Origin of the sequence: Halopenitus persicus, from assembly GCF_002355635.1 — an archaeon.
Taxonomy (GTDB): domain Archaea; phylum Halobacteriota; class Halobacteria; order Halobacteriales; family Haloferacaceae; genus Halopenitus; species Halopenitus persicus_A.
Genome location: NZ_AP017558.1, coordinates 63,904 through 88,801 on the forward strand (window position 1 = coordinate 63,904; position 24,898 = coordinate 88,801).

The window sequence follows — 24,898 nt, forward strand, 5'->3', positions numbered from 1 at the left end:
CGACACATCCCGTTATCTATTAAAATCGACACACTATCACGAGAGATGAGCGTTGAGTTCGAACAGCGGAATCACGTCGCCCGCTGCATAATCCGTCAGCATCCGTTTTAGCTGCCGATACGTCGTCGTATCAGTTGCCCCACTCACGTGAAGATCTACATACATCTCACCGAGTGATTCACCGATGTGCTGCCCTTTCACGTGGCTCCCGTACTCCTTGTAGACACTTTCGTGAAGGTCATAATCGGCATATCTGGTTTCTACGATGTCAATGTCTTCCCACTCACAGATTCTCTCGAAGCTCGTTCCGCCGCCCGATATTCGGCTTCGGTACTTGTCGAAGGATGGCTCCGCGAGATCCCGATGTCCGGCAAACAGGGACTCGATTCGCGGCGTCATATCGGTTGTGACGCCGTTCTCGTCCAGTGATCGGGACCAGTTTTCCAAGTGGATGCGGTCGAACCCGTTTCCGTTATAGGTGAGAACCGTCTCGATACCTCTCCCGTCACACCACGTAAATAACCGTTCGAGGAGGTCCGCTGTATGCTCCTGTTCCCATCCACCCTTTCGAAAGAGGACATCTGACTCCGTCCGGCTCCCGTCACGATATCCCACCGCGATCGCGACGAGCTCGAAGTAACTCGTATCTCTGAAGTGCTCCTGCTTGGATGGCTCCTTGTCCGGACTTGCCGTCTCGATATCGATCGCAAGAGTACCCATACCGTGTGGGATATGGCGAAGCTGTGTAAGCGGTTGGGTCGACGAACCCGACGCCGACCCAACCTCCGTTTCATATGGATCACCTGGAACTCGGCAGCGGTGCGGGGGTCTTTTTTCTTGATGTCCCTTTAGGGACACTCCCTAAGGGGATATTCCGATCCGGTCGGAACGGAAATCACCGCGACCGTCGGTGAGACGGTGTAATCGCCGAAATGAAGCAAAACCGGACTCCACCCGAAACGGTGGTTATGCGGGTTAGTTTATAAAGAATCGGGCCACGAGGTAGTGTTGCCACTCACGAGTCGTCGCGCTACCAGCCGATGATCGACCTCACAGGACGGCCCCTCGCATCGGGACCACCACGGATGTCCGCCTCGACACGGAGTTCGTGGAACGCTCTCGAATCCCGGCCCGTCGACGTCCACGCGTCAAGTCCCTCCTCGAGAACCGTTTCAATTCGCGGTTCCGGGACCGAGCGCAGTTCCGACAGGAGCGCATCAAATCGGATGGTCTCCGGGTCATCCCCGTCGCGAACGTTCACGAGGCGGGCACCATACGTCGCCATCCACTTCTCGAGGGCCGAATCCGCCCGCGACCGAAGATCGATGTTCGCGAGCTCGGCGACGCGGTCGGCCGTCGACTCCTTCAGGTCGTTGAGTCGGTCGACCATCCCCGCGATCTCCTGGCGGATCTTTTCGGAGGTGAATTTGACCATCCCGCGATCGGATTTCACGACCTCGTTCATCTCGTCGAGGACGCGATAGATCGTCGACACGGAGCTGTCGGTCGCATCGGCGAGCTCACGATAGTGCGTCCCGCCGTCAGTCGCGACCTCTTCGAGTACCTCCTTTCCCGTTGGGGTAATGTCGTCCAGGACGTGGAGCAGCATCGTCTCCTGCTGCACTTCGAGCCCGGGCGTGGGGTCCGACCGTCGACCGACGTCGACGTCGGACGCCTCAACCTGGAAGTGGTCGTCGTCCACGTACGTCGTGGGGTCGGGCTCGGTCGGGACGTTGGCCCAGTCCAGCGTGTTGATGAGGAGGTCTTCGAGTTCGTGACGGAGCTCGTCACGCTCGCTCCATGGACGCGAGTCGCCGTCGATGGACTTGTGAAACGCGACGCCGTACTTCGGCGAGGAGAGCGGGTCATCGTCGCTTTCCTCGGAGCGAACGTGTTTCGGGTGGTACGTCTTCAGCCGGACGCCGGCCGAGAGGTCGGGGCCGAGTTTCGCGACGGCGGCTGGCGGCAGCTCGAACGCGTGTCGGTGACCGATGATGTCCGTATTGTCGGCCTTGTAGAGCCACTCCATCCCCGTTTCATCGGCGAGCAGGTGCATCAGACGGTAGAACACGCCGTCACTCCGGGCGAGTTTGCGTGCGTACTGACGAAGCAGACGGACGTAGTACTCGACGGTCGTGATGGTGCTCGATGGAAGCGGCTGGCGGAAATACGCGCCATTGACGTCGACGTCGACGGAGTCCGCGAGGGCATCGATCCCCTCACGAAGCAGCCACTTGACACGGTCGAGACCGATGTTGGAACTCTGCGCGAGGACATCGAGTCCCTCACCACCGGGCCAGGGAATCGATTTCTGCTTGCCGTCCGGACCGCGCATCTCGTCGTATCGGGCACGGATCTGATAGTGGGCCTTTGCCTCGCCAGGCCCGTCGAGGTGGAGTTCCCAGTCACGGAGGACGTCGCGCTCGACGCCATCGGAGGGACGAGGCGCGATCCCGGAGTCGGAGTAGGTGATCTCGACGTGCCACGGCTCGCCGCCGAACTCAGTGGTCACCTCGCCGTGACCGTCGAGTTCGTGAATGACGAGATTCCGGAGCGTCCAGTAGGGACTCAGTCCGTACTCGCCGAAGTGAAAGAACACCTTCGACTCGTGGACGTGGGGCCGGATGTGCTTTCGTCGGCTCACCGCGACCACCCCCACAGAGGGGACGACCGAAGACGGAGCGATCGCCCGCAGGTACGACCGAATATACCGGCGTGTAGACGTTCGCTATTCCGAGCGGAACATCGAGCAGGTCTCCAATCGATGCGTCGTGTGGACGCTCTCGTGTGGGTCCGTCCGACGCCGCCGTCGACGCCGTAACGTTCAACACACGCCAAGGAGAGGTTACACACGCCCGACCACCTCCTGTGATGGAGCCGTTGGTCGGTGTTCGACCCGTACGCAACACAGCGTACTGCCACCGGCGCGGGTAACTGCCTTGGAACAGTTTTGGGCCCGCGCAGGGTGGTTTCGCTTTCGCGTCACGGACGACACCTCCCATCCTCGAGCGCCGCGCAGCGCTCTCCGGGATAGTCGATCGGACAGCCACAGAACTCACAGATTGGTTGGTGGTTGTGAGCAGGTATTCGGACCCTCACACAACCCACCTCCATTCCCTGTTGAGATCGCTAGCAGGCGTCGACCCGCATAAGCAATCGTGATGAACTCCCTTTTTCCAGGGAGTGGTTCTCAACCCAGAAAGTGCGAATCCGGCCGTTAGAAGCGTCCTACCTTGCGGTGAAGAACACTGGACACGGCGGCAAAATGGAAGTGGACTCGCGGGGATTTGAACCCCGGGCCTTCCCCGTGCCAGGGGGATGATCTACCACTGATCTACGAGCCCGCGTTGCGACCTATCGTACCCGTGGTTCCATCATAAGGGCTTCGAATCGACGTCCATCCGGGATCGACTCACACACAGGCAGCCGACGGGGACCGACTCACACACAGGCAGCCGACGGGGATCGACTCACACACACACACGGACACTGACAGTCGAGCTCCCCTGTATCCCGTCGAACCGGATAGCTCGGGGGTGTCGACCTCCCAGAACGCTTATTCATACGCCACGAAATCCATATGTAATGAGAGGTGAGACCCCTTCGGAACGGATGGTTCGCGTTCTCACTATTGAACCGTCCACGCGTGACCGATCTGATCTGGCACTGCAGCTTGCGTCTCTGGACGAGACTTCCTTCATCGTCCAGTCCGTCTCCTCCGTTGCGGCCGCCCGGACGCTCCTATCGAACGAGCACATAGACTGCGTGGTGTGTCTGCACGATCCGCCGTCGCTCGACGGCGTCGAGGTGGTAGCCAACCTTCGTCAGGATCGGCCCGATTTGCCCGTTCTCCTCGCGAGCGAGGCGACGACGACCGACAGCGCCGTGAACAGCGCAGCGACCGACATCGTACAGGTCTCGAACGGCGACATCCACCCGGAGGTCGTGACAAAGCGGATCCGATCGATCGTGTCCCAAGCACATCGAGGGAACGCCTACGAGCAGATCTTCAACCGGGCCAACGACGGGATCGTCGTCCACGACCCGGAGACGGGCGACGTCCTGGAAGCGAACGATCGGCTGTATTCCATGTTGGGCTACGAACGGGACGGGACGGAACGGCTGACGGTGGGACGGATCACCGCCGGCGTCGACGACTACACCGAAGCGAACGTGCGGGAGGAGGTGAAACGGACCAGCGAACGCGGCGAACGGACCATCGAGACGCTGCTGCAGACGGTCGACGGCGACGAGCGCTGGGTGGAGGTGAGCCTCAAGCCGACCCGAGTCGGGAACGAGGACCGCGTGCTTGCGTTCGTTCGTGACATTACGGGGCGGAAAGAGAGCGAACAGTTGCTCAGTGACCGCGAGCAGCAACTCGAGGCGGTGTTCAACCATCCCGCGTCGTTCGCGGTCGTTCTCGACGAGAACGGTCGAGTCGTGCGAGCGAACCAACCGGCACTTGAGTACGTTTCCGCGTCGGCGGCGGACCTCGAGGGACTCCAACTCTGGGAGACGCCGTGGTGGGACCACGACGAATCGGAAGCCGAACGGATCCGGCAGTCAGTCACGCAAGCGATGAGCGGCGAACCCGTGCGTGTGGTGAGCGAGATCGCCGCCGACACGGGACGTCGATTCATCGATCTCCGGTTCGAACCGGCGGACGCCGGCGAGGTTGGATCCCAACCGATCCACAACATCGCCGTGGGCTACGACATCACCGAACGCAAGACGCACGAAGAGGAGGTCAAAACCCACCGGGAAACGCTGCGCCGTCTCCACGAGATAACCGCGAACCCGGATCTGAGCTTCGACGAACAGGTCGACCGGATCCTCTCGTTCGGCGCCGAACAGCTCGATCTGGACATCGGCTTTCTCTCGCACATCGATACGGAGTCGAGCGCCTTCGAGATCGTCGCCGCCCGCGGCGACCACGAACTGCTCCGGACCGGGAACGAAAGCGATCTCGCGGAGACGTACTGCCGCCGGACGATCGATGCCGGCATCGATGCGCCGCTCGCGATCCGGGATGCGTCGGTCGAGATGGCGGACGACCCGGCCTACGAGAAGTTCGGGCTCGGCTGCTATCTCGGCGCCGAGATAACCGTCAACGGGGAGTTATACGGGACGCTCTGCTTCGCCGATGACGACCCACGCCAGACGACGTTTTCCGGCGAGGAGCAAACGCTCATCGACCTGATGGCACAGTGGATCCGGCGTGGTCTCGAGCAGCGAAGCTACCAGCGTGAACTCGAGGAGACTCGCGACAGGCTGGCACGAACCTTCGAGCGCATCGACGATGCGTTCTTCGCCGTCGATGACGAGTGGCACCTCACCTACGTTAACGAGACCGGAGCGAGCGTTCTGCGCCGGGCGATGAACGTCGACGACGCTTCGGAGCTGCTGGGGAAGCACCTCTGGGAGGAGGTCTCGGACGCGGTCGGAACGACGTTTCACGAACGGTATCAGGAGGCAATGGAGACCCAGGAGTCGGTCTCGTTCGAGGAGTACTACGAGCCGCTTGACGTCTGGTTCGAAGTGAACGCGTATCCCGACGAGGACGGTCTCTCGGTGTACTTCACGGACATCACGGAGCGGAAGGAGCGCGAACGGGAACTGAAAACCAAGACGAAGGCGATGGAAACGGCTCCCGTCGGCATCATTCTCACCGATCCCGACCGGGATGACAACCCGATCATCTACGCGAACGAGCGGTTCGAAGGGATGACTGGGTATACCGAAGCCGAGGTCGTCGGACGGAACTGTCGCCTGTTACAGGGCGACGACACGGATCCCGACACGGTCGCCGAGCTCCGGGAGGCGATCGACGACGATCGGCCGGCGTCCGTCGAGCTGCGGAATTACCGAAAGGACGGGACGGCGTTCTGGAACGCGGTCACCATCGCCCCGGTGACGGACGAGACCGGGACGGTGACCAACTGGGTCGGGTTCCAGCAGGACGTCACCGAGCGCAAGGAGCGAGAGCAGGAGCTCGCCCGGCTGCAAAACCTGCTCGAACGGACGGAGCAGATCGCCGACGTCGGCGGGTGGGAGATCGAGACGGACACCATGGAGGTGTTCTGGAGCGACCATCTCTTCGAGTTGCTCGGGTTCGGCGGCGACGAGGAGCCGACGCTGGATGAGGCGCTCGACGGTTACCGTGCGGAGGATCGCCCGATCGTGGAGCGGGCCGTTGCGGCCGCGATCGAATCCGGGGAGCCGTTCGACGTGACGGCGCGATACCAACGCGAGGACGACAGCCGGTGGCTCCGGGTGCAGGGCGTTCCGATCGTTGACGATGGTGACGTGGTACGGATCCGCGGGGCGGCACAGGACGTCACGGACCGGAAGGAGCGCGAGCAGACGCTCAACGACCTGCTCGAGGCGACGCGATCGTTCATTCGCGCGAGCGACGAGACGGAACTCGTCGACGCCATCGTTGCCGGCGCCAACGAGGTGTTCGGCTACGATATCAGTACGGTTCGGCTGCACGATGCCGAGGCCGGGACGCTCCCGCCAACGAAAGTCTCGTCGGGCGCGACCGCCCGGGTCTCCGAGTTCCCGACGTACGATGACCGCGAGAGCGTGTTCGGGGAGGTGTTCCAGTCCGGTTCGGCGATGGTGCTCGACGATCTGTCCGAATCCGTCGCCCACGACTACGACTCGGTCGACTCGGGGATGGTGTTGCCCATCGACGGGTACGGCGTGCTCTCCATCGGTGCGGTGGAAGCCGGGGCCTTCGACGAGGAGGAGGGCGCGCTCGTCAAGCTGCTCGCGATCGCCGCCGCCAGCGCCTTCGATCGCCTCGATCAGGAATCCGAGATGCGCCACCTCAAGCGGGTCATCGACCACGTCGGGCAGAAGATATTCCTCCTCGACGAGGATCGACGGTTCACGTTCGTGACGGAACCGCTCGCGGACTATCTCGGGACGGACCGGGACACGCTCGCCAAGACCCGGCTCGTCGACATCGTCAGCCCAGAAGACGTCGATACGTGTACGGACGTCCTCGCCGACGTGTTCGCTCACGATCGACACGCGAGTCGCACGCTCGAAGTCGACCTGCTGACCGCGAGCGACGAGCGACTGCCCGTCGAGCTCGAACTCGCGCCCATCAGGGAAACGAGCAACAGGGCCGAGATCGCGGGCGTCGTCACCGACATCAGCGAGCTCGCGGAGACGCGCAGTACGCTGGAGACCGAGCGCGAGCGGTTCAAAACCCTGTTCGAGAACCTCCCGGATCCAGTCGTCGAGACCAAGTTCGTCGACGGCGAGCCGATCGTCCAGTACGTTAACCCCGCATTCACCGACACGTTCGGATACGATCGGGACGCGGCCCTCGGATCGAACCTGAACGCCCTCATCGTGCCCGACGGCGAACTGGAACCCGCGACCGGGCTCGACGACCACGCCGTCGATGGCGAACGAACGAGCACCAACGCACAACGGGAGACGACCGAGGGACGTCGGGATTTCCTCCTGCGCGGCATCCCCTACTCGCGGGAGGACGGTCCCTATGGCTTCGCGGTCTACACGGACATCACGGAACAGAAGGAGCGCGAGCGGTATCTACAGGTGCTCAATCGCGTGTTGCGACACAACCTTCGAAACGATATGAACGTCGTGATGGCGTTGGCCAACCGCTTGGCCGAGAACATCGAGGACGACGAGCTGGCCGAGTATGCACGGACGCTCGAGGACAACGCCGAGGACGTTGCAACCCTCAGCGAGAAGGCCAAACAGATCGAACGCGTCCTGGGCAGACGCGGCAGCGAAACCGGAGCCATCGACGTCGTCCCCCACCTCCGCGACGTGATCGTCGACCTGCAGAACGCGAACCCGGATGCGCAACTGACCATCGACGCCCCTGACGAGCTGTGGATCGCGGCCAACGAGGACATTCGGCGGGCGTGTGTTGAGCTCATCGAGAACGCGATCGAACACAACGAGGCCACAGCGCCCCGCGTCTCGGTCGAAACCCGTGACGTCCCGGAGCGAAACGACTGGGTAGAGCTGTGTTTCCACGACAACGGCTCGGGCATTCCCGACGCCGAGTGGGACATCGTCGCCGGTGAGGAGGACATCACGCCGCTGTCCCACGGGAGCGGACTCGGGCTCTGGCTGACGCGGTGGATCGTCGAGTCCTACGGCGGCGAGATCTATCGCGAACGGCGCGAGAACGAGGCCGGGACGACCGTCGTGCTGCGAGTTCGGCGAGGAGTACCCGAAGCACCACCGGACGGGACCGGCCAGGCCGGGATCTCGTAACCGGCCCGGCCGGGATCTCGCAACCGGCTCGACCGGACCGGGATCGCGCACTCGCTGGAATCGCCGAGATCCGCGAGGAGACCGCCGATCGAGAGGAAACGACTATCACCGTCCAACCAGTGTGGAAGAGGTAATGGCGACTGACTCTCCGACCGTTCTCATCGTGGACGACGAGCCGGACGTCGTCCGGGTGTATGAGCTCGCACTGGGCGATGCATACGACGTTCGGAAGGCCTACGACGGGGAAGAGGCGCTCGAGAAGGTCGACGATGCCGTCGACGTCGTCCTGCTTGACCGCCGTATGCCGGGGCCGTCCGGGCGGGACGTTCTCGAGGAGATCAGGCGGCGGGACGTCGACGTGCGCGTCGGGATCGTAACCGCCGTCGATCCGGACTTCGACGTCGCCGAGATGGACTTCGACGCGTACCTGACCAAGCCCGTCGCCGACGAGGACGTTCGAAAGACCGTCGCGGAGTTGCTCTCCCGTGCGGAGTACGACGACAGCACGACGGAGCTGGTTGCGGTCGCCGAGAAGAAAGCGGCGCTCGAAGCCGAGAAAACCAAGCAGGAACTCGCCGCCAACGACGAGTACCGAGCGCTTGTCGAACGGCTCTCCGAACTCGAAGCGCGCACCACCGAGTCCCTGGACGACGCGACCGAGGAGACCGTCGAGACGGCGGTGGCAGACCGCTCCGGGGACGGAACCGACGGTGACCGGGGCGATCACTTCCGTGAGTGACCGGGGCGATCGCGTCCGCGAGTGACCGGAGCGATCGCGTCCGCCGGGAACGCGAAGCCATATCCGTCGAGATCGGCATACGAACCCACGCCGGATCGGCTCGTGAACCGCGCTGAACCGGCTGTCGGATCGCCATCATCAAATGGCGACGTGACCCATTATGGGTATGCCTGACAGCGGTGGGGAGCGAGTACGAACGGGCGTGGACGGGCTGGACGAGATCCTGCACGGTGGCCTCATTCCGGAACGGAGTTACATGGTTCGTGGTGAACCCGGAACGGGCAAGTCGATCCTCGGACTGCACTTTTTGATCGCCGGCACCGAGCAGGGGGAAACGTCCCTGTACATCAACCTCGAAGAGACGGAGACGGACATCACGCAGAACGCCGCGTCCCTCGGTCTCGACGTCAGCGACGTCGAATTCCTCGATCTGACACCCGAATCGACCGAGTTCACCGAGGAGGAGACGTACGACGTGTTCAGTCCCGACGACGTCGAGCGGGAGCCAGTGACCGAGACGATCACCGACCGCGTCCGCGAGCTGGATCCCGATCGGGTCGTCATCGATCCGATGACCCAGCTCCAGTATCTCGCCCCCGACCAGTATCAGTTCCGCAAGCAGGTGCTTTCGCTCACGCGGTTCTTCGGACAGACGGGAGCGACGTTGGTGTTCACCTCACAGGCCGGCGCCCGGGCCCCCGACGACGACCTCCAGTTCATGTCGGATGGCGTCATCGAACTCGACTACACGGACACGGGACGGACGGTGAGCGTTCCGAAGTTCCGGGGATCGGGCACGCGGAGCGGCGACCACACGATGCGGATTCGGGACACTGGAACGGCCGTCTACCCGGAGCTGCAGCCCGGGGGCAGCGACGTCGAGTACGCGATGGAAACGATCTCGTCGGGCGTGCCGGAACTCGACCAACAGCTGCACGGCGGGATCGAGCGCGGGACGGTGACGATCATCTCCGGACCGACGGGCGTCGGCAAGACGACGACCGGGGCCCAGTTCATGAAGGAGGCCGCCGGTCGGGGGGAACGCTCGGCTATCTACATGTTCGAGGAAACCGAGCGGACGTTTCTCAAACGGTGCTCGTCGGTCAACATCCCCGTCGCGGCGATGCGCGACCGGGGGACGCTCAGCGTCGAGGAGGTCCAGGCGCTCGAACTCTCGCCGCAGGAGTTCGCTCACAAGGTGCGAACTGACGTCGAGGAGGAGGACACGCAGATCGTCATGATCGACGGGATCAACGGCTACGATCTCTCCATCCGTGGTGACGATTCCGAGCTGCGTCGGAAACTGCATAGCCTCTGTCGGTACCTCAAAAGCGTCGGCGTCACCGTGATCCTCATCGACGAGGTGTCATCTGTCACCGGCGAGTTCGAAGTCACGGAAGGTGGAATCAGCTACATCGCGGACAACATCGTCTTCCTCCGACACATCGAGATGAACGGCGAGCTCCGGAAGGTGATCGGCGTCCTCAAAAAGCGGACGAGCGACTTCGAGCGGACGCTCCGGAACTTCCGGATCACCGAACACGGCATCACGATCGGGGAGCCGCTCACGAACCTCCGTGGAATCCTGCAGGGGACGCCCGAGTGGACGGACGACGAGTCGAAATAGACCGGCATGGCCACGATCCAACTCCTGCTCGAAAACCAACGCAACCGGCGGCTGTTGGCCGAGGCGTTGGCGAGCGAACACGAGGTCATCGAGGGGGCCGACGACCTCGAGACCTTCCTTACTGCCGAGTTCGATCTCTGTCTGTTCGACGGCGCCACGTTTCGTGGCCAACGGGACGCGCTCGCGACCAAGAAGGAGCGCGCGTCGCCGGTTTTCCTGCCGTACCTCCTGCTTCTGGGGGATCGGGACCCGGATCAGGCGTCCGAGGAGGTCTGGGAACACGTCGACGAGGTGATATCCACGCCCCTCGACCGTGATGCATTGCTGAATCGGGTGTCGAACCTCCTGCAGCGGCGCGCCCTGTCGCTGGAACGCAAGCGCCGCCAGGAGGTGACCGAGGAGCGCTTCCGGACGCTGTTCGAGTCCACGCCCGATCCGATCGTGGTCGTCACCGGCGAGGGCATCGTGACGGAGGTGAACGACGCGTTCGCCCGGCTGTTCGACATCGATCGCGACGCCGTGCTGAACAGACACGTCACCGACGTCGACGCGTCACCGTCGGAACCGATCGAGAAGCTGTTGCTTCGCGTCGACGAGGCCGGAGACACGACGGTGGATGAGGTCGAGGGCACGGTCGAGATCGAATCCCCAAGGGGGAACACGCACGTCACCGAACTCAACGTGGACGTGGTTGAGGACCTCGGCGATGCGACCGAGCGGATCGGCACCTTCCGTGACGTCACGGATCGCGAGGAGTATCAGCGGAAGTTGGAACGACAGGTGGAGCAGCTGGAGCGGTTCGCGGGCGTGATCGCACACGATCTGCGCGATCCCGTAAACACCGCGAAGGCGAAGACGCGGCTGGCTCGGCGGGAGCGTGACTCCGAGAAGCTAGACGAGCTCGACGACGTGCTCGACCGGATAGACGCGCTCATCGAGGACGTCCTGCTGCTCGCCAAACAGGGGAAAGTCGTCGGCGAGACCGAGCCGGTCGATCTGGGCTCCGTCGTCGAGGCAGCGTGGGCGACCATCGACGCCCCCGACGGGGCGGTACTCCGAACCGAGACGGAGTTGCCGACGATCGATGCGGATGCGGAACGGCTCCAAGCCTTACTGGAGAATCTCCTCCGGAACGCGATTCTGCACGCTGGACCGAACGTGACCATCGAGGTCGGCCCGCTCGAGGAGCGCCGGAGTTTTTATGTGCAAGATGACGGTCCCGGCATTCCCGCCGACGAGCGTGACCACGTGTTCGAATACGGCCACACGACGACCGCGCAGGGGACGGGACTCGGCCTTGCCATCGTCAAGCAGATCACCGACGCTCACGGATGGGAGGTCTCCCTCGAGGAGAGCCCGTCCGGTGGGGCACGATTCGAATTCAGTAGCTAACGACATCTCACCGTCCAGTCAGCTGCGCGAAGCCGCACGCTCCCCCCTCGTCACCGAACGACGATGACGGGGATGGGTGACTGACGGACCAGTTTCTGAGCCACGTTCCCGACGAACAGTCGGTCAGCCACCGATCCGCCGTGGCTCCCGACCACGACCGCATCGAAATCCGGAGCCGTGTTCAGAATCGCTCGCGCGGGGGTCCCGAGCTGAACGAGGGTCTCGATCTCGACGCCGTACGTCGCTGCAATCTCTCGAGCACGGTCGAAGACGTCCTCCGCGAGGTCCGCAGCCGCCTCTTCGAGGTCGTCCTCGAGGGCGAGTCCCGTCGCTTCGCCCAACATTGGCGACGGTTCACCCACAACGTGTAGGACGGTGATCTCGGCGTCCGAGTGGTTTTCACAGGCGTAGGCAAGCGCTTTCCGGGCCATCTCCGAGTCGTCCATCGGAACCAGAACGCGTGAGAGCATACGAGAGCTAGAATCTGACGGGAATTAAAATCGCGGGCCGATCCCCGAACGCTCGCGTGCCACGACGTGGTCGACTCGCAGCCGTGCGAGTACGGGGCTCCCATGCGTGCGAATACGGGATCTATTTGTGACTCCATCACACACACCTCCTATGGAACACGCGGAATACGTGTACACGGTCGGTATGACCGAGTCGGACGTCGATGCCCACCTGCGGGCGGGCGAGCACGGCGTTCTCGGGTTGGCGGACGGCGACGATGCGTACGCGACCCCCATCAGCTATCACTACGACGGCGAGCAGTTCCTGCTTCGGGTCAGCGACCACGACCAGGAGGCGGAAAAGACGAGCTACCTCGAGACGACGGACACAGCCACGTTCGTCTGCTACGAGGCAGCAACGGACGATTCATGGAGCATCCACGTTCGTGGCCCGGTCCGGAAGCGGGAGGAGGACATCGACGAGGCGACGCTCAACGAGTGGTTTCAGCCGTTTCGGCTGTTCGACGAGGCGGTCGAAAACGTCGAATTCACGCTGTATGACCTGCGGATGGAGAGCGTCATCGGGCGTAAAACGTCGGCGGACAGTTTATAAACGGTCGGAGTCGACCGATACCTCGAGATCGACCGACCGCGGTTCGCCCTCGAGCTCCGCCACCGCTCGTTCGACGGTGCGAGCCGCTTCCTCGCGGATCAGCGGGGTGGCCGTACGAAGCACCCAGTCGAAGGAGACGAATCGCGGGAGATCGATCGCGCCGGCACGTGCCGATTCCGGGTCGAACCGGACGCGAAACTCGATCTCGCAGGCGGGAGCGTCCGCCGTCCCGACCGTCTCGTCAGCGTCGTCCGCAGAGTCGGACGCCGCGGCGCCCGCCACCGGCTCGATCAGCCAGTGACCGTGCGCGTCGATGTCGGTCCGGATCGCCCACTCGATCCGCGAGGGGGGATCGACGGCGGTCACCTCCGAGCGGACCGTGTGCGTGAGCTTCCACCAGCGAAAGGTGAGCGCGTACCTGGTTCCCGACCCCGAGTTCGAGCCCGTACCGTCGCCACCCGCGACGTCGTCACCCCCGCCGTCGCCAGCCGCGCCGCCCGCATCGTCGATCCGGTCGACGCGGTCGAGGTACTCGGCGTAGCGTGGGTACGCGGTGAAGTCGGCCAGCAGGTCGTAGACGGCAGCCGGCTCGGCGTACACGGTCGTCCGTACTACGAGTTCGTCCACGGGCGAGTTACCGGCCGATCAGCCCTAAATCCCGGGGTCGTCCACGATACCGGCGCGCCACCCGCGCGTCGACGCCACCGTCGCACGTCACGAGGCACCCTCACGGGCGCCGATTTCGCGATAGATCCAGATCGCGGCCACGTGAGCCCCGAGAAACAGCAGGAATCCGACGACGAGCCCGGCCAGCTGGATGCGACCCAGTCCGCCGGGGACGACCACCGAGAGGGCAGCCAGCGCGACGGCGAACACGAGGGCACTGAACAGCCCCGCGAGCAGGTAGACGCCGAGGTCCGAGGTGGAAAGACGCGTCACTGGTACTGGCTTCGACCGACGCGACCAAAACGACGACGGTTTCGCGTCGGCGGTTCGCGCCGACGGCTCGCTTCGACGCCCGTCACGACCCGCACCGCCCCGACGGGACGCTACGGCGTGTCCGACCGAAGCGCGCCGAGCAGACCGCCGTCGTCCGTTTCCGTGGCCGTTTCGGTCGGCGTGGCCGTTTCGGTCGACGTGGCCGTTTCGGTCGGCGTGGCCGTGTCCGAGTCCAGCAGGCCGTCGTTCGTCTCGGTTTCCGTGGTCGAACCGCTCGCCGTCTCGGTGTCGTTCGGCGCGTCCGTCGGCGTCGGGGTGTCGGAGGAATCGGTTCCGTCGCCGTCGCTCCCCGATCCGTCGTCGGTATCGTTCCCCGGATCGTCGGATCCCTCGCCGAAGATGTCGGTCTCGATCGTTCGGGTCATCGTGTCGAGCGGGACCCGTACCGCGTCGCCGCCGCCCTCCGAGAGGTCGACCCGGAAGTAGAAGTCGGCGGCGAGCGTCGTCACCTGGTCGTTCTGCAGGTGGCTCACCCACCACTCGTCGAGGTGCTCGTTCTCGAGCCGGAACGTGGCGTTGATCGTCTCCTCGCTTCGCGGGGGAACCACGACGGAGGAGTTCGTCGAGCCGGTCCCCATCTCCACGTCGTTCATCGCGACGTCGTAGCCGATCCCCGAGACCGCGATCGGCACCGATCGCGGGTTGTAGACGTCGAATGACATCCGGATCTCGGTCTCCGACTCGGAGACGGCTCCCCACTCGCCGCGCGTCTCGCGGATCACGAGCACGGGATCCGGAACGACGGGACTGGAGGCGTTCACCTCCTTGTCCTCGGTGGAGTTGAACGCCTCGATGAGCGAGGTGTCGATCCCGCGCTCGACGCTCGGTGCGTCAAAGGATCGCCCCAGAAGCGACGAGTGGACGTCCGCGTGGACGGTCAGCGTCGTTTGCTCCCCGTTCCGCAAGTGGCTCACCCACCAGTCGGGAATTCGGCCGTTGTTCATCGCGGTGGTCGTCGGAATCGTGTCGTTCCCGCGGTCGAGCGCAACCCCCGACTTCGTCCCGTTCGCCATCGCGATCCCGTTCAGCCGGACCTCGTAATCGACCGTCAACCCGCCGGCGGTTACCCCGATCGGGTTCGGATTCCGGACGTGGATGTCCGTGTGGATCTCCGTGGTTTCCTCGGTGACGTTCCCGAACGCGTTGTCGACGCCGGTCACGCTCGGCGTGCCGAGCACGCCGGCGGCGAATCCCCCGCCGATCACGACGGCGATGCCGACCACGACCGCGACGGCAAGCTTGATCCCCCCGATCGACCGGATCCCGTTGAAACCCATGGCTACCCAACCGTGACCGCGTGATCGACTTAAATTGCCGCGTTCGGGGCGAAGCGGCGACACGACCCGGACGGCGGTCGTGATCGTTGTGCCGGACTGGACGGCTGGGAGGAGCGGTGACTGCGGCCCCCTGCGAGCCGGATCCGAAACGATAAGTGAGCGCCGTGGAAGGGTCGAGTATGAGCGAGGGAGCCACCGAATCGGACGTCGGATTGGGAGTCGGACTGGCCTGTGCCACGGTCGCCGCGATCGCCGCGATCGTACTGTTTGCGGGGCCGACACAGATGCTCAGCGCGGCCGGCTTCGGCGTGGCGATGATGGCCGCCGTGTTGTCGGTGGGCGCGTTTCACCTCTTCGAGTGACGCCCCACCATCCCGTGTAGTGACGCCCCACCATCCCGTGTAGTGACGCCCGACGAGTAACGAGGACGGGATCGATGACGAGAACGAGAAACCGTTTTACGTTGTCGTCCCGTACGTCCGCCGATGACCAAGTATACGGAGGAAGAACGTCGGATCCTCGCTTACCTCCACGATAGCGCGTCCCGGGGCGAACAGTACCTTCGCTCGAAGACGATCGCCGACGCTATCGGACTCACCGCCAAGCAGGTCGGCAGCCGCCTGCCGAACCTGGCGGAGAAGTCGGAGGAGGTCGACATCGAAAAGTGGGGTCGAGCACGGTCGACCACGTGGCGCGTCTCGCGATCGACGGCCTGACCGCGGACTCGCCGCTCGATCTGCACGCCCTCGGGCTGCCGACCCTCACGGCGAACAGGTGCCCACGCCGGGGCTCGCATCCGGACCGACGCCGACCGATCCACCCCTTTTTATTCACTCCCCCACGTAGCCCGTGATATGACGGTCCGTGTCTCGCGGACGTTCACGTTCGAGGCCGCCCCCGAGGACGTCTGGTCGTTCATCGCCGACCCGGGCAAGCGGGCCAGCGTCATCAGCGTCGTCGAGTCCTACGACGTCCACGACGACCGGCACGCGACGTGGCACCTCCGCCTGCCGATTCCGGTGATTCGATCGACGATCGACGTCGAGACGAGGGAGGTCGAGCGTGACCCGCCCAACCGCGTGAAGTTCGTCGGCCGATCGCGGGCGTTCCGCGTCACCGGGGAACACACGATCGTCGAGGAGGACGGCACGAGCCGCCTCGAGAACGAGTTCGTCGTCGAGGGACGGCTCCCCGGCGTCGAGCGGTTCTTCGAGCGCAACTTCGAGGCCGAGATCGAGAACCTCGAGCGAGCGCTCCACGAGGACGTCGCCACGGGCGCGACAGACTGATGACGGAGCGACCTCCACGATGACGTATCCCATAATGACGCATCCCACGATGACGTACCCCACGATGGCGCATCCCACGATGACGTACCCCACGATGACGCACCCACTACGACGATGACCGACACACGATCCACCCGACTGGCGTGCGTACAGCTCGACATCGACGGCGGCAACGTCGAGGCGAACCTCACACGCGCCCTCGAGGCGGTCGACGAGGCGGCCGCGAACGGGGCCGACCTGATCGCCCTTCCCGAGCTGTTCGACGTCGGGTACTTCGCCTTCGAGTCGTACCAGCGCGCCGCCGTGAGCCTCGCGTCCGACCGCCTCGACCGGTTCGCCGAGCGCGCGCGCCGCCACGGCGTCGCCGTCCTCGCCGGCACGGTCATCGAGGATCTCGGGGCCTCCGCGGCGGACGGGATCGACGTGCCCACGGAGTCGGGGCTCGCGAACGCCGCGGTCCTGTTCGACTCGTCCGGGACGCGCCGACTCGTCTACCGGAAGCACCACCTGTTCGGCTACGGGTCGGCCGAGTCGGAGCGGCTCGAGCCCGGCGAACGGGTCGACGTCGCGGAGATCGGACCGTTCACCGTCGGCGTCACCACGTGTTACGACCTTCGGTTCCCCGAGCTCTACCGTCAACTCCTGGACGCGGGCGCGGACCTCGTCCTGGTGCCGAGCGCGTGGCCCTATCCCCGCGTTGAACACTGGAAGACGCTGCCGCGAAGCCGGGCGATCGAGAACCTCTCGTACGTCGCGGCGATCAACGGCAGCGGAACCTTCGAGAGCGGCGACCAACTCGTCGGACGGACCACGGTGTACGACCCGTGGGGGACTCCCGTCGCCGCCTGTGACGACGCCCCGGAGACCGTGATGGCCGACCTCGATCCCGACCGCGTCGCCGCGGTCCGCGAGGAGTTCCCCGCGCTCGGCGACCGCCGGATCGAGTGAGGGCGGAGCGGGACGCGGTCGACGGAACCTGCCGCCGAGTTCCATACATTTATTCGGGACGACGACGTACCGATGGATGCCGAGGTTTCGACGCTTTTCTCGTCGGAACGTCGGTACTATCCGCTCCCGTCCCGACCACCCGGGTGATGTGAGGACGGACCGTGGTTCGGGATCCGCCACGGCCCGCTCCCCGGCCGCGCACATCACCCATCCATCCGCCTCCCGTTCCGGACCGGCGTCGTCTTCCGATCACCAGAACCAACGGGTTTCGGTCCGGGATCGTCGAGGCTTCCGCCGGCACTCCGGCTAGTCGTCCTTCGTCTTGATGTCCGCCGAGAGGCCCTGTGCCATCTGGATGTCCGTCGAGTTGTTGAGCGTCCAGGCGACGCGGTCGGTGACCGCCTCGATCGCCTCGCGGGCGCTCGGGTAGCCGTTGCCCGACTTCTTCACGCCGCCGAAGGGCAGCTGGACCTCGGCACCGATGCACGGGAGATTGCCGTAGGCGAGTCCGACGTCGGCGCGGTCGCGGTAGTAGTTGATCTGCCGGTAATTCTCGGAGACGATGGCCCCGGCGAGCCCGTAGTCGGTGTCGTTGTGGATCTCGACCGCGCGCTCGATGTCACCCTCGTACTCGAGGAGCGCGACGTGCGGGCCGAAGACCTCCTCGTGAGTGCACCGGAGGTCCGCGTCCGGATCCGCCTCGTAGACGAACGGGCCGACCCAGTGACCGTCCTCGTGGCCCTCCGGGATCTCCTCGTCGTCGAGCTCGGTCCGGTCCACGAGGACGGTCACGCCCTCCCGTTTGGCCAGCTCGTTGTATTTGGTCACCTTCTCGACGTGCTCCGCCTCGATGAGCGGGCCCATGAACGTGTTCTCGTCGAGCGGATCGTCGACCGCGACGTTCTCGGCCACCTCGACGAACCGCCGTTTGAACTCGTCGTAGACGTCCGTGTGGACGATGAGCCGCTCCGAGGAGACGCAGCGCTGGCCGGTCGTCTTGAACGAGGACATCACCGCGGAGTGGACGGCGACGTCGAGGTCCGCCTCCTCGGTGATCACGATGCCGTTCTTCCCGCCCATCTCACACGCGACGCGCCTGCCGGGGACGCCGCCCAACTCGTCCTGGATCATGTGGCCGACCTCCGCCGAGCCGGTGAAGAGGATCGTCTCGACGTCGTCGTTCTCGACGATCGCGTTGCCGGCGTCGCCGAAGCCCTGAACCATGTTGAACACGCCGTCGGGGATGCCGGCGTCGTCGAACATCTCCGCGATGATCTGGGCGCACCACGGCGTCTGTTCGGCCGGCTTGAAGACGACCGTGTTCCCCTCGACCAGCGCGATCGCCATGTGCCAGTAGGGGATCGCGACCGGGAAGTTCCAGGGCGTGATGCAGCCGGTGACGCCGCGGGGCTTGCGGCGCATGTACGCGTCCTTGTCGGGAATCTCGGAGGGAACGACGTCACCCTTCGGGTGGCGCGCGTCGCCGGCGGCCCACTCGACCATGTGGGCGGCCTCGACCACGTCGGCCTTCCCCTCGCTGATCTCCTTGCCGCACTCCTTGGTGACGATCTCGCCGAGCTCGTCGGTGCGCTCGCGGAGCTCGTGGTAGACGTCCCAGAGGTACTCCGCGCGGTCGATCCGGGAGCGCTCGCGCCACTCCTCGAACGCCTCGTCGGCGGCCGCGACCGCGCCGTCCACGTCGTCGGGCGTTCCTCGTTCGAACTCGCCGAGCGTCTCCCCCGTCGCCGGGTTCTCGCTCGTGAACGTTTCGTCGCCGCTGCCCGACACCCACTCGCCGTCGATGTAGTGCTGGTACGTCCCTGCCATAGGGGGGCATACGGGCCCTATGATTCAAAGGTTATCCCCGGTCCGAACGGACCCGGTCGGGTCGATCGGACGAACGGACGAGCAGGCGAACGGACGAGCAGGCGAACGGACGAGCAGGCGAGCGGACGAACGGACGAGCAGGCAAACGAGCCGCGAGCCGGCCGATCCAGGTGCGTCCTACTCCTGGCAGGCGGCGAGCCACTCGTCGGCCCAGCCCTCGATCGCGTCGAAGACCGGACACAACGACTCCCCCTTCGGCGTGAGGCTGTAGTAGGTCGCGACCGGCGCGTCCTCCTCGAGCCGGCGCTCGACGAAGCCGGTCTCCTGGAGGTCCTCGAGCACCCGCGAGAGGGTGCGCGCGTTGGCGTCCGTCGATCGTTTCAGCTCGTTGAACCGTACTTCGCCGTTCTGGAGCTCGTGGAGGACCACGAGCCGCCAGCGCGAGCCGATCTGTTCGATCGAGTCGACCACCGGACACGCGCCCGGATTCGCCGCGGCGGCATCGTCAACGTCGGCAGCGGCGTCCGACGCTTCGGACGCGGCGGCTCCGGCACCGGACGTGGTTTCGGCGCTGGCGTCGGTCGGAGTGTCGGTGCTGGCGTCGGTTCCGGCGTCGTCGGTCTCGAGAAGTTCCGGCGATGACATCGGTGTTACCTGATAACCTTCTTGTCCGGGAACGGATATAAGGGTTCGGTTCCTACAGCAGGTTACACGATGTTACCAGAAATCGCGACGTTACCGCTACAGTCCGCTTCCCCGTTCGACGCTCCGCTCGCCGCGGAGCTGTTCCTGCTCGCCCGCGTCGTCTTCGGCGGCGTGCTGGCGTTCACGGGCATCAACCACTTCCTCGACGTCGAGGGAATGGCCGGCTACGCCGAGATGAAGGGCGTTCCGCTGCCGACGTTCTCCGTGATCGCCTCCGGCGTGCTCCTCGTCTTCGGCGGGCTCGGGATCGCGGTCGGCGTCCTGCCCGCGCTCGCCGCGGGTGCGCTCGCCCTGTTCCTGCTCGTGGCGACGCCGATGATGCACGACTTCTGGGCGGTGCCGGAGGACCAACAGGAGTCCGAGATGACGAGTTTCCTCAAGAACGCCGGCCTGTTTGCGGCCTCGATCGGCTTCCTCGCGCTCGCCTCGATCGAGTGGCCCTACGCGATCGGCGTCGGCGTCTTTTAAGTAGGGATTAGGAACTCCGTCCTCTAGGAGTCGTTCGAGAGAGCAAAGCTCTCTCGTGATCACGAAAGTCATAGATTTTCGGACGACAACGCAGGAAGCAAAGCGACGGCAGTCGCTGCGTAGAGCGGGGAGTTCACTAACTGCTCATAAGCGGGATGTTAACTATCCGACGGCAGTATGAGACGCCGTATGCAGCCCTCCACCCAGGATCACTCGACTCGACCCCGGCTCACTCGACGGCGGATGGCCCGAATGACGGGTATCGTTGGTCTGACCGCGGTCTCCGGCTGTCTCTCGGAGCGCTTCCGACTCGATGCGTGTTCGGAAACGACGCTCCAGCTCGACGTGGCGTCGACGTCACACGTTTCCAACGAGTTCTCCACGCCGCTCGACGGCGTCACGTATGCCGGACGTGCGGCCGTGGAGGCGGCGATCGAAGGCGGCGAGGCGACCGCTCGCGGATACTACACGCCGTCACTCCCGACGGCATACGTCGTGACTACCGCACCCGAGTACCATCGCATCGAAACCGAAACGATCGACTCGGTCACGGTTCCGGGCGTTACGTATTCAGTCTCGGTCGAAACCCACGAATCGGGGTCCGACGCGGACACGGGCGTTGCGTTTGCGGACCTGCCGGAACACGACAAAGACGCGATTCGGGGTGCGCTCGGGAACACGAGCCTCATCCACGCTCCCCACTACCCGCCGTTTGAGGTCACGTTCGCATACGACTCGTCGGACCGGAGACGTCGATCGCGATTCATCCCGGAAGTCGACGAACGATACGTCGAATGGGACGGCGAGCTGCTCCGGTTCGACTTCGAAGCGGAGCGATCGGTCGAGCTCACGACCACAACCCTGCGATCCACACACGTTGCATCCTCACCGACCGCGTTCCGCCAGCACGTCGGTAACGAGCGTGGCGAATCGATCGAGGACCCCTCCGAGAAGCAACGCGCGATCCTCGAGGAGGCGATCGAAGAGGAATACGGGGAGTGCCGGCCACATTCGGACGCGTTCGCGGACCTCCTCGCGACGCTCTCGGCGGGGGATCGAACGATCGTCCCCCTCGTCCGCTACGACGGCGCGTGGTTTTTCACACATCTCGCGCGACCGAACTGACGTTCGGACGGATACGATCCGGGCGCCCGGGAGTGCCCCGGCCATCGGAGCGCGTTCCGACCGCATCACGATCACTTATCACCGTTCCCTGACCATTCATACGCAATGACCGAAACACCGTCGACCACGGGCCTGCACCACGTGACGAACATCTGTACGGACATGGACGAGACCGTCGCCTTCTACGAGGACGTCCTCGGCTGGAACACGGTCAAGCGGACCCAGAACTACGACGACCCCGGGACCAAACACTACTACTTCTCGCCCACGCCCGCCGGCGAGCCCGGCACCGTCGTCACCTACTTCGAGTACCCGAACTCGCGTGGCGCGCCCGGTCCGGGCGCGAGCCACCACTTCGCGTTCGGCGTCGAGGACGAGGCGACCCTCCGGGAGTGGCAGGACCACCTGCGCGACCGGGGCGTTCGGGTCTCGGCGGTCAAGGACCGGACGTATTTCAAGAGCATCTACTTCAGCGACCCCGACGGCCTGGTCTTCGAGCTCGCGACCCAAGAACCGGGATTCACGGTCGACGAGGAGACCCCCGGCGAGACCGAGATCGACCCGTTCGAGGAGGGATACGAGAACTGATGGCGGACGATACCGATCGCGGCGCCGACGAACCGCGAACGCGAAGCGACGGCCCAGGCGACGCCGACACAGCCCGCAGCGTCCGCGGCGGGGAGCCCGACGCGTTCGGGTCCCCGTACCGGCTCCTCTCGGGGTCGGTCGTCCCCCGGCCGATCGCGTGGGTGTCCTCGCGCGGGCCGGCCGGAGAGAACCTCGCGCCGTACAGTTTCTTCACGGTCGCGGCGATAGACCCGCCGATCCTGCTGTTCGCGCCGGCGGCCACCCGGGAGGTCCCCAAGGACTCGCTGGCGAACGCGCTCGAGACCGAGGCGTTCGCGATCAACGTCGTCACGCGCGATCTCGTCGCGGCGATGAACGAGACCGCCGCCACGCTGCCGCCCGGGGAGAGCGAGTTCGACCGCGCCGGGATCACGCCCGTCGAGTGCGACCGGATCGACGCGCCGCGGGTCGGGGAGGCGGCCGTGAGCTTCGAGTGTGCGCTGCACGACACGGTTTCGGTCGGCGGGTCGACGCTCGTCCTCGGCGAGGTCGTCTACGCCCACGTCGACGAGGCGATCACGACCGACGGGAAACTCGACGTTCGAAAGCTCGACGTCGTCGGCCGGCTCGCCGGGAACTGGTACGCCGAGACCGGCGACCGGTTCGAGCTCGAGCGGCCGCCGTGAGCGGGGAGTCGCGGCGCGTTCGCCGCGACCCCTCCGTAACGTAACCACGCGCCCGGGTCCCCGGTCACCCGCCGAACGCGCCGAGGCTCGCCTGGAGGTCGCGCGTCGACCGGCGTTCGGCGACCTCGTATCCGACCAGGTCCCGGAGATCGACCGCGTAGGTCGACCCCGCGCGCTCGAGAACGAGCAGCCGTCCCTTCGTCCCGATCACTCGGCCGGTGAGCATCGTCTCCGCCACCGGTCGGTCGGAGAGGTCGAGGCCGTACTCGAACGCGAACCGGTCCGTCACGTCGAACCGGTCGAGCAGCCGCTCCCAGGCGTCCGCATCGACGGTCGCCGCCAGGCCGGACCGCTTGGTCGGGATGCGAACTCGATCGACGAGGTGGTCCACGTCCGCGGCCAGACCGGCCTCGATCTCCCTGGCAATGCAGCCGTTCTCGACGGTCCGAACGTGGGCCCCCCTGTCCGCGCCCTGTTCCCGGAGGCGGGTCTCGAGGCGCCAGAGGCGTGTCACGCCGACCTTGAACCGGTCGGGCGCGAAGGCGGCGAGGTAGACGGCGTGCGGGTCGTGACAGTCCATCTCGTCCTTCAAGCACGTGCCGGTACAGCGCGCACAGACCCAGACGTCGCGGTGTGACGCACAGTACGGCGTCGCGGGCTCCGCACACGCGATGTGGGCGTCGTCGTGGATCGTGCCGGCACAGTGCCGGTCGCCGAGGTCGTAGACCAGTTCGCGGCCCGGAGACAGGTCCATCCGGTCGACCGCACCGTCACCGTCGGCCACGAGCAGCCCCGCCGGTCCCGGATCGCCGCCCGACCCGACGCCCGTCTCGTAGCCGACGATCTGCATACGGCGACGTAGGCGAAAGAGGGCTTAGAAGGGTTCGGTTCGTGGGGGGTGTGGGACGGGTCCCCGTCACCAGAGATCGCTCACTCGGCGTGTTCGGGCGCGGTCTCGGCGTGTTCGGGCGCGATCTCCGCGATCAGCTGACGGGTCGCCCGACGGACCGCCTCGTGGCTCGAGCGCTCCGGCTCCCAGCCGAGCGCCGAGAGCTTCTCGATGGAGAGACGCATCTTCGGGACGTCGCCGGTCCAGCCGCGGTCGCCACCGGTGTACTCGTAGGCGGGGTCGAGCCCGAGTTCCTCGCTCACGACGTCGGCGATCGCGGTCACCGAGGTCGTCGTCCGCGTGCCGAGGTTGTAGGTGGCGAACGCGCCGTCGGCGTGTTCGAGCACGTGCCGGATCGCGTCGACGCAGTCGGTCACGTGGAGGTAGGACTTCTCCTGGCGGCCATCCCCGAGGATGGTCAGGGTCTCGGGGTCAGCCTGCAGCTTCTGGATGAAGTCCGGGATCACGTTGCCGCGCTGGTGGGGACCGACGATGTTGGCGAAGCGGACGTTCCGGACGGTCAGCCCGTAGGAGTGGGCGAACGTCGACAGCAGCGCCTCGTCGGCGAGCTTCGCCGACCCGTAGATCGAGATCGGCTCGAGGGGCGCGTAATCCTCCGGCGTCGGTCGAGGCGCCTCGCCGTAGACCGTCGAGGAGGAGGTGAACACGAGCGTGTCGACGCCCGCCTCGACCATCCGCTCGGCCACGTTGTAGGTCATTTCGGTGTTCTCCTCGAACAGCTTGCGGTCGTCGTCGTAGTTCGTGTCGGTGTAGGCCGCGAAGTGGAAGACGACGTCGAGATCCGACGTCAGGGCGTCGCCGACGTCGTCGGGGTCGGTGAGGTCGCCGTGCACGAACTCGGCGCCGTCGGGAACGCGGTCGCGGTCGCCCTTCGAGAGGTCATCGATCACCCGCACGAGCTCGGCGTCGTCGACGAGGTCGCTCGCGAGGTGGCTACCCACGAGCCCCGCGCCGCCCGTGATCAGCACCCGCGCGCCTGCAAGGTTCATACGCGCCCTCGGCGGGCGTG

At 65.2% G+C, this 24,898-nt stretch carries 23 protein-coding genes and 1 tRNA gene; 13 read left to right on the forward strand and 11 right to left on the reverse strand.

Annotated features, from left to right (window positions below):
- Positions 1-36 precede the first annotated feature (36 nt).
- The 3 genes from CPZ00_RS00290 to CPZ00_RS00300 form a co-directional block, all read right to left on the reverse strand.
- Entirely contained in the window at positions 37-720 is a 684-nt protein-coding gene (locus CPZ00_RS00290) for a hypothetical protein (RefSeq protein ID WP_096388844.1), read from the reverse strand.
- A 310-nt stretch (positions 721-1,030) separates the two neighbouring features.
- On the reverse strand, positions 1,031-2,644 hold the full coding sequence (locus CPZ00_RS00295) for a DUF7845 domain-containing protein (protein ID WP_157744142.1): 1,614 nt from the start codon (positions 2,642-2,644) through the stop codon (positions 1,031-1,033).
- 628 nt (positions 2,645-3,272) lie between these two features.
- Positions 3,273-3,344: transfer RNA gene (locus CPZ00_RS00300), tRNA-Ala, on the reverse strand.
- Between the two features lie 241 nt (positions 3,345-3,585).
- Here CPZ00_RS00300 and CPZ00_RS00305 point away from each other — a divergent pair.
- From CPZ00_RS00305 to CPZ00_RS00320, 4 genes are all read left to right on the forward strand, one after another.
- Positions 3,586-8,268 (forward strand): PAS domain S-box protein, encoded by a 4,683-nt coding sequence (locus CPZ00_RS00305; RefSeq protein ID WP_096388846.1) that lies wholly within the window; start codon positions 3,586-3,588, stop codon positions 8,266-8,268.
- Positions 8,269-8,401: 133 nt separating this feature from the next.
- Entirely contained in the window at positions 8,402-9,007 is a 606-nt protein-coding gene (locus CPZ00_RS00310; protein ID WP_096388847.1) for a response regulator, read from the forward strand.
- A gap of 166 nt (positions 9,008-9,173) precedes the next feature.
- Positions 9,174-10,634 (forward strand): ATPase domain-containing protein, encoded by a 1,461-nt coding sequence (locus CPZ00_RS00315; protein WP_172861721.1) that lies wholly within the window; start codon positions 9,174-9,176, stop codon positions 10,632-10,634.
- A gap of 6 nt (positions 10,635-10,640) precedes the next feature.
- On the forward strand, positions 10,641-12,026 hold the full coding sequence (locus tag CPZ00_RS00320) for a two-component system sensor histidine kinase NtrB (protein ID WP_096388849.1): 1,386 nt from the start codon (positions 10,641-10,643) through the stop codon (positions 12,024-12,026).
- Positions 12,027-12,076: 50 nt separating this feature from the next.
- On the opposite strand, the gene CPZ00_RS00325 is transcribed toward CPZ00_RS00320, so the two are convergent.
- Complete coding sequence (locus tag CPZ00_RS00325) at positions 12,077-12,496, reverse strand: universal stress protein (protein WP_096388850.1); 420 nt, start codon at positions 12,494-12,496, stop codon at positions 12,077-12,079.
- 151 nt (positions 12,497-12,647) lie between these two features.
- On the opposite strand from CPZ00_RS00325, the gene CPZ00_RS00330 reads away from it, so the two are divergent.
- Positions 12,648-13,088, forward strand: coding sequence for a pyridoxamine 5'-phosphate oxidase family protein (locus CPZ00_RS00330; RefSeq protein WP_096388851.1), 441 nt, complete (start codon positions 12,648-12,650; stop codon positions 13,086-13,088).
- Here CPZ00_RS00330 and CPZ00_RS00335 read toward each other — a convergent pair.
- The 3 genes from CPZ00_RS00335 to CPZ00_RS00345 all read right to left on the reverse strand — a co-directional run bounded on the left by CPZ00_RS00335 (position 13,083) and on the right by CPZ00_RS00345 (position 15,364).
- Positions 13,083-13,715 (reverse strand): SRPBCC family protein, encoded by a 633-nt coding sequence (locus tag CPZ00_RS00335; RefSeq protein WP_096388852.1) that lies wholly within the window; start codon positions 13,713-13,715, stop codon positions 13,083-13,085. The genes CPZ00_RS00330 and CPZ00_RS00335 overlap by 6 nt on opposite strands.
- A gap of 87 nt (positions 13,716-13,802) precedes the next feature.
- Positions 13,803-14,027 carry a hypothetical protein gene (locus tag CPZ00_RS00340; RefSeq protein WP_096388853.1) on the reverse strand — a complete coding sequence of 75 codons (225 nt, stop codon included), beginning with the start codon at positions 14,025-14,027 and terminating at the stop codon, positions 13,803-13,805.
- Between the two features lie 110 nt (positions 14,028-14,137).
- Positions 14,138-15,364 (reverse strand): LEA type 2 family protein, encoded by a 1,227-nt coding sequence (locus CPZ00_RS00345; RefSeq protein WP_096388854.1) that lies wholly within the window; start codon positions 15,362-15,364, stop codon positions 14,138-14,140.
- 179 nt (positions 15,365-15,543) lie between these two features.
- On the opposite strand from CPZ00_RS00345, the gene CPZ00_RS00350 reads away from it, so the two are divergent.
- The 4 genes from CPZ00_RS00350 to CPZ00_RS00365 all read left to right on the forward strand — a co-directional run bounded on the left by CPZ00_RS00350 (position 15,544) and on the right by CPZ00_RS00365 (position 17,601).
- A complete protein-coding gene (locus CPZ00_RS00350) occupies positions 15,544-15,726 on the forward strand; it encodes a DUF7525 family protein (protein ID WP_096388855.1) in 183 nt (60 codons plus the stop codon).
- Positions 15,727-15,849: 123 nt separating this feature from the next.
- Positions 15,850-16,080: a DUF7123 family protein gene (locus CPZ00_RS00355; RefSeq protein ID WP_096388856.1), complete on the forward strand. Its 231-nt coding sequence runs from the start codon at positions 15,850-15,852 to the stop codon at positions 16,078-16,080.
- A gap of 138 nt (positions 16,081-16,218) precedes the next feature.
- Positions 16,219-16,653 carry a CoxG family protein gene (locus CPZ00_RS00360; RefSeq protein ID WP_096388857.1) on the forward strand — a complete coding sequence of 145 codons (435 nt, stop codon included), beginning with the start codon at positions 16,219-16,221 and terminating at the stop codon, positions 16,651-16,653.
- A gap of 114 nt (positions 16,654-16,767) precedes the next feature.
- Positions 16,768-17,601, forward strand: coding sequence for a carbon-nitrogen family hydrolase (locus tag CPZ00_RS00365; RefSeq protein WP_096388858.1), 834 nt, complete (start codon positions 16,768-16,770; stop codon positions 17,599-17,601).
- Between the two features lie 306 nt (positions 17,602-17,907).
- Here CPZ00_RS00365 and CPZ00_RS00370 read toward each other — a convergent pair whose 3' ends face one another.
- Both CPZ00_RS00370 and CPZ00_RS00375 read right to left on the reverse strand, forming a co-directional pair.
- Complete coding sequence (locus CPZ00_RS00370; protein ID WP_096388859.1) at positions 17,908-19,428, reverse strand: aldehyde dehydrogenase family protein; 1,521 nt, start codon at positions 19,426-19,428, stop codon at positions 17,908-17,910.
- Between the two features lie 177 nt (positions 19,429-19,605).
- Positions 19,606-20,073 carry a winged helix-turn-helix transcriptional regulator gene (locus tag CPZ00_RS00375; RefSeq protein ID WP_096388860.1) on the reverse strand — a complete coding sequence of 156 codons (468 nt, stop codon included), beginning with the start codon at positions 20,071-20,073 and terminating at the stop codon, positions 19,606-19,608.
- Positions 20,074-20,142: 69 nt separating this feature from the next.
- Between CPZ00_RS00375 and CPZ00_RS00380 the strand changes: the two genes are divergently transcribed.
- From CPZ00_RS00380 to CPZ00_RS00395, 4 genes are all read left to right on the forward strand, one after another.
- Positions 20,143-20,601: a DoxX family protein gene (locus CPZ00_RS00380; protein ID WP_096388861.1), complete on the forward strand. Its 459-nt coding sequence runs from the start codon at positions 20,143-20,145 to the stop codon at positions 20,599-20,601.
- A 252-nt stretch (positions 20,602-20,853) separates the two neighbouring features.
- Positions 20,854-21,726, forward strand: a complete 873-nt coding sequence (locus CPZ00_RS00385) for a hypothetical protein (RefSeq protein ID WP_233255107.1) — start codon at positions 20,854-20,856, stop codon at positions 21,724-21,726.
- 105 nt (positions 21,727-21,831) lie between these two features.
- Positions 21,832-22,314, forward strand: coding sequence for a VOC family protein (locus tag CPZ00_RS00390; protein ID WP_096388863.1), 483 nt, complete (start codon positions 21,832-21,834; stop codon positions 22,312-22,314).
- The gene (locus CPZ00_RS00395) at positions 22,314-22,979 is read left to right on the forward strand and encodes a flavin reductase family protein (protein ID WP_096388864.1); all 666 of its coding nucleotides are present in this window, start codon (positions 22,314-22,316) and stop codon (positions 22,977-22,979) included. Before CPZ00_RS00390 ends, CPZ00_RS00395 begins: the two co-directional genes overlap by 1 nt.
- 64 nt (positions 22,980-23,043) lie before the next feature.
- Here CPZ00_RS00395 and CPZ00_RS00400 read toward each other — a convergent pair whose 3' ends face one another.
- Positions 23,044-23,829 carry a DUF2797 domain-containing protein gene (locus CPZ00_RS00400; RefSeq protein ID WP_096388865.1) on the reverse strand — a complete coding sequence of 262 codons (786 nt, stop codon included), beginning with the start codon at positions 23,827-23,829 and terminating at the stop codon, positions 23,044-23,046.
- 80 nt (positions 23,830-23,909) lie between these two features.
- Positions 23,910-24,878, reverse strand: coding sequence for an NAD-dependent epimerase/dehydratase family protein (locus tag CPZ00_RS00405; RefSeq protein ID WP_096388866.1), 969 nt, complete (start codon positions 24,876-24,878; stop codon positions 23,910-23,912).
- Positions 24,879-24,898: the final 20 nt, after the last annotated feature.

Excerpts from the sequence above, each read along its gene's own strand:
- CPZ00_RS00310 (WP_096388847.1), top strand. The coding sequence starts at position 8,402 with ATGGCGACTGACTCTCCGACCGTTCTCATCGTGGACGACGAGCCGGAC.
- CPZ00_RS00360 (WP_096388857.1), top strand. The coding sequence starts at position 16,219 with ATGACGGTCCGTGTCTCGCGGACGTTCACGTTCGAGGCCGCCCCCGAG.
- CPZ00_RS00365 (WP_096388858.1), top strand. The coding sequence starts at position 16,768 with ATGACCGACACACGATCCACCCGACTGGCGTGCGTACAGCTCGACATC.
- CPZ00_RS00320 (WP_096388849.1), top strand. The coding sequence starts at position 10,641 with ATGGCCACGATCCAACTCCTGCTCGAAAACCAACGCAACCGGCGGCTG.
- CPZ00_RS00305 (WP_096388846.1), top strand. The coding sequence starts at position 3,586 with ATGAGAGGTGAGACCCCTTCGGAACGGATGGTTCGCGTTCTCACTATT.
- CPZ00_RS00350 (WP_096388855.1), top strand. The coding sequence starts at position 15,544 with ATGAGCGAGGGAGCCACCGAATCGGACGTCGGATTGGGAGTCGGACTG.
- CPZ00_RS00395 (WP_096388864.1), top strand. The coding sequence starts at position 22,314 with ATGGCGGACGATACCGATCGCGGCGCCGACGAACCGCGAACGCGAAGC.
- CPZ00_RS00390 (WP_096388863.1), top strand. The coding sequence starts at position 21,832 with ATGACCGAAACACCGTCGACCACGGGCCTGCACCACGTGACGAACATC.
- CPZ00_RS00375 (WP_096388860.1), bottom strand. The coding sequence starts at position 20,073 with ATGTCATCGCCGGAACTTCTCGAGACCGACGACGCCGGAACCGACGCC.
- CPZ00_RS00330 (WP_096388851.1), top strand. The coding sequence starts at position 12,648 with ATGGAACACGCGGAATACGTGTACACGGTCGGTATGACCGAGTCGGAC.
- CPZ00_RS00380 (WP_096388861.1), top strand. The coding sequence starts at position 20,143 with ATGTTACCAGAAATCGCGACGTTACCGCTACAGTCCGCTTCCCCGTTC.
- CPZ00_RS00405 (WP_096388866.1), bottom strand. The coding sequence starts at position 24,878 with ATGAACCTTGCAGGCGCGCGGGTGCTGATCACGGGCGGCGCGGGGCTC.
- CPZ00_RS00325 (WP_096388850.1), bottom strand. The coding sequence starts at position 12,496 with ATGCTCTCACGCGTTCTGGTTCCGATGGACGACTCGGAGATGGCCCGG.
- CPZ00_RS00315 (WP_172861721.1), top strand. The coding sequence starts at position 9,174 with ATGCCTGACAGCGGTGGGGAGCGAGTACGAACGGGCGTGGACGGGCTG.
- CPZ00_RS00400 (WP_096388865.1), bottom strand. The coding sequence starts at position 23,829 with ATGCAGATCGTCGGCTACGAGACGGGCGTCGGGTCGGGCGGCGATCCG.
- CPZ00_RS00370 (WP_096388859.1), bottom strand. The coding sequence starts at position 19,428 with ATGGCAGGGACGTACCAGCACTACATCGACGGCGAGTGGGTGTCGGGC.
- CPZ00_RS00385 (WP_233255107.1), top strand. The coding sequence starts at position 20,854 with ATGACGGGTATCGTTGGTCTGACCGCGGTCTCCGGCTGTCTCTCGGAG.
- CPZ00_RS00345 (WP_096388854.1), bottom strand. The coding sequence starts at position 15,364 with ATGGGTTTCAACGGGATCCGGTCGATCGGGGGGATCAAGCTTGCCGTC.
- CPZ00_RS00290 (WP_096388844.1), bottom strand. The coding sequence starts at position 720 with ATGGGTACTCTTGCGATCGATATCGAGACGGCAAGTCCGGACAAGGAG.
- CPZ00_RS00355 (WP_096388856.1), top strand. The coding sequence starts at position 15,850 with ATGACCAAGTATACGGAGGAAGAACGTCGGATCCTCGCTTACCTCCAC.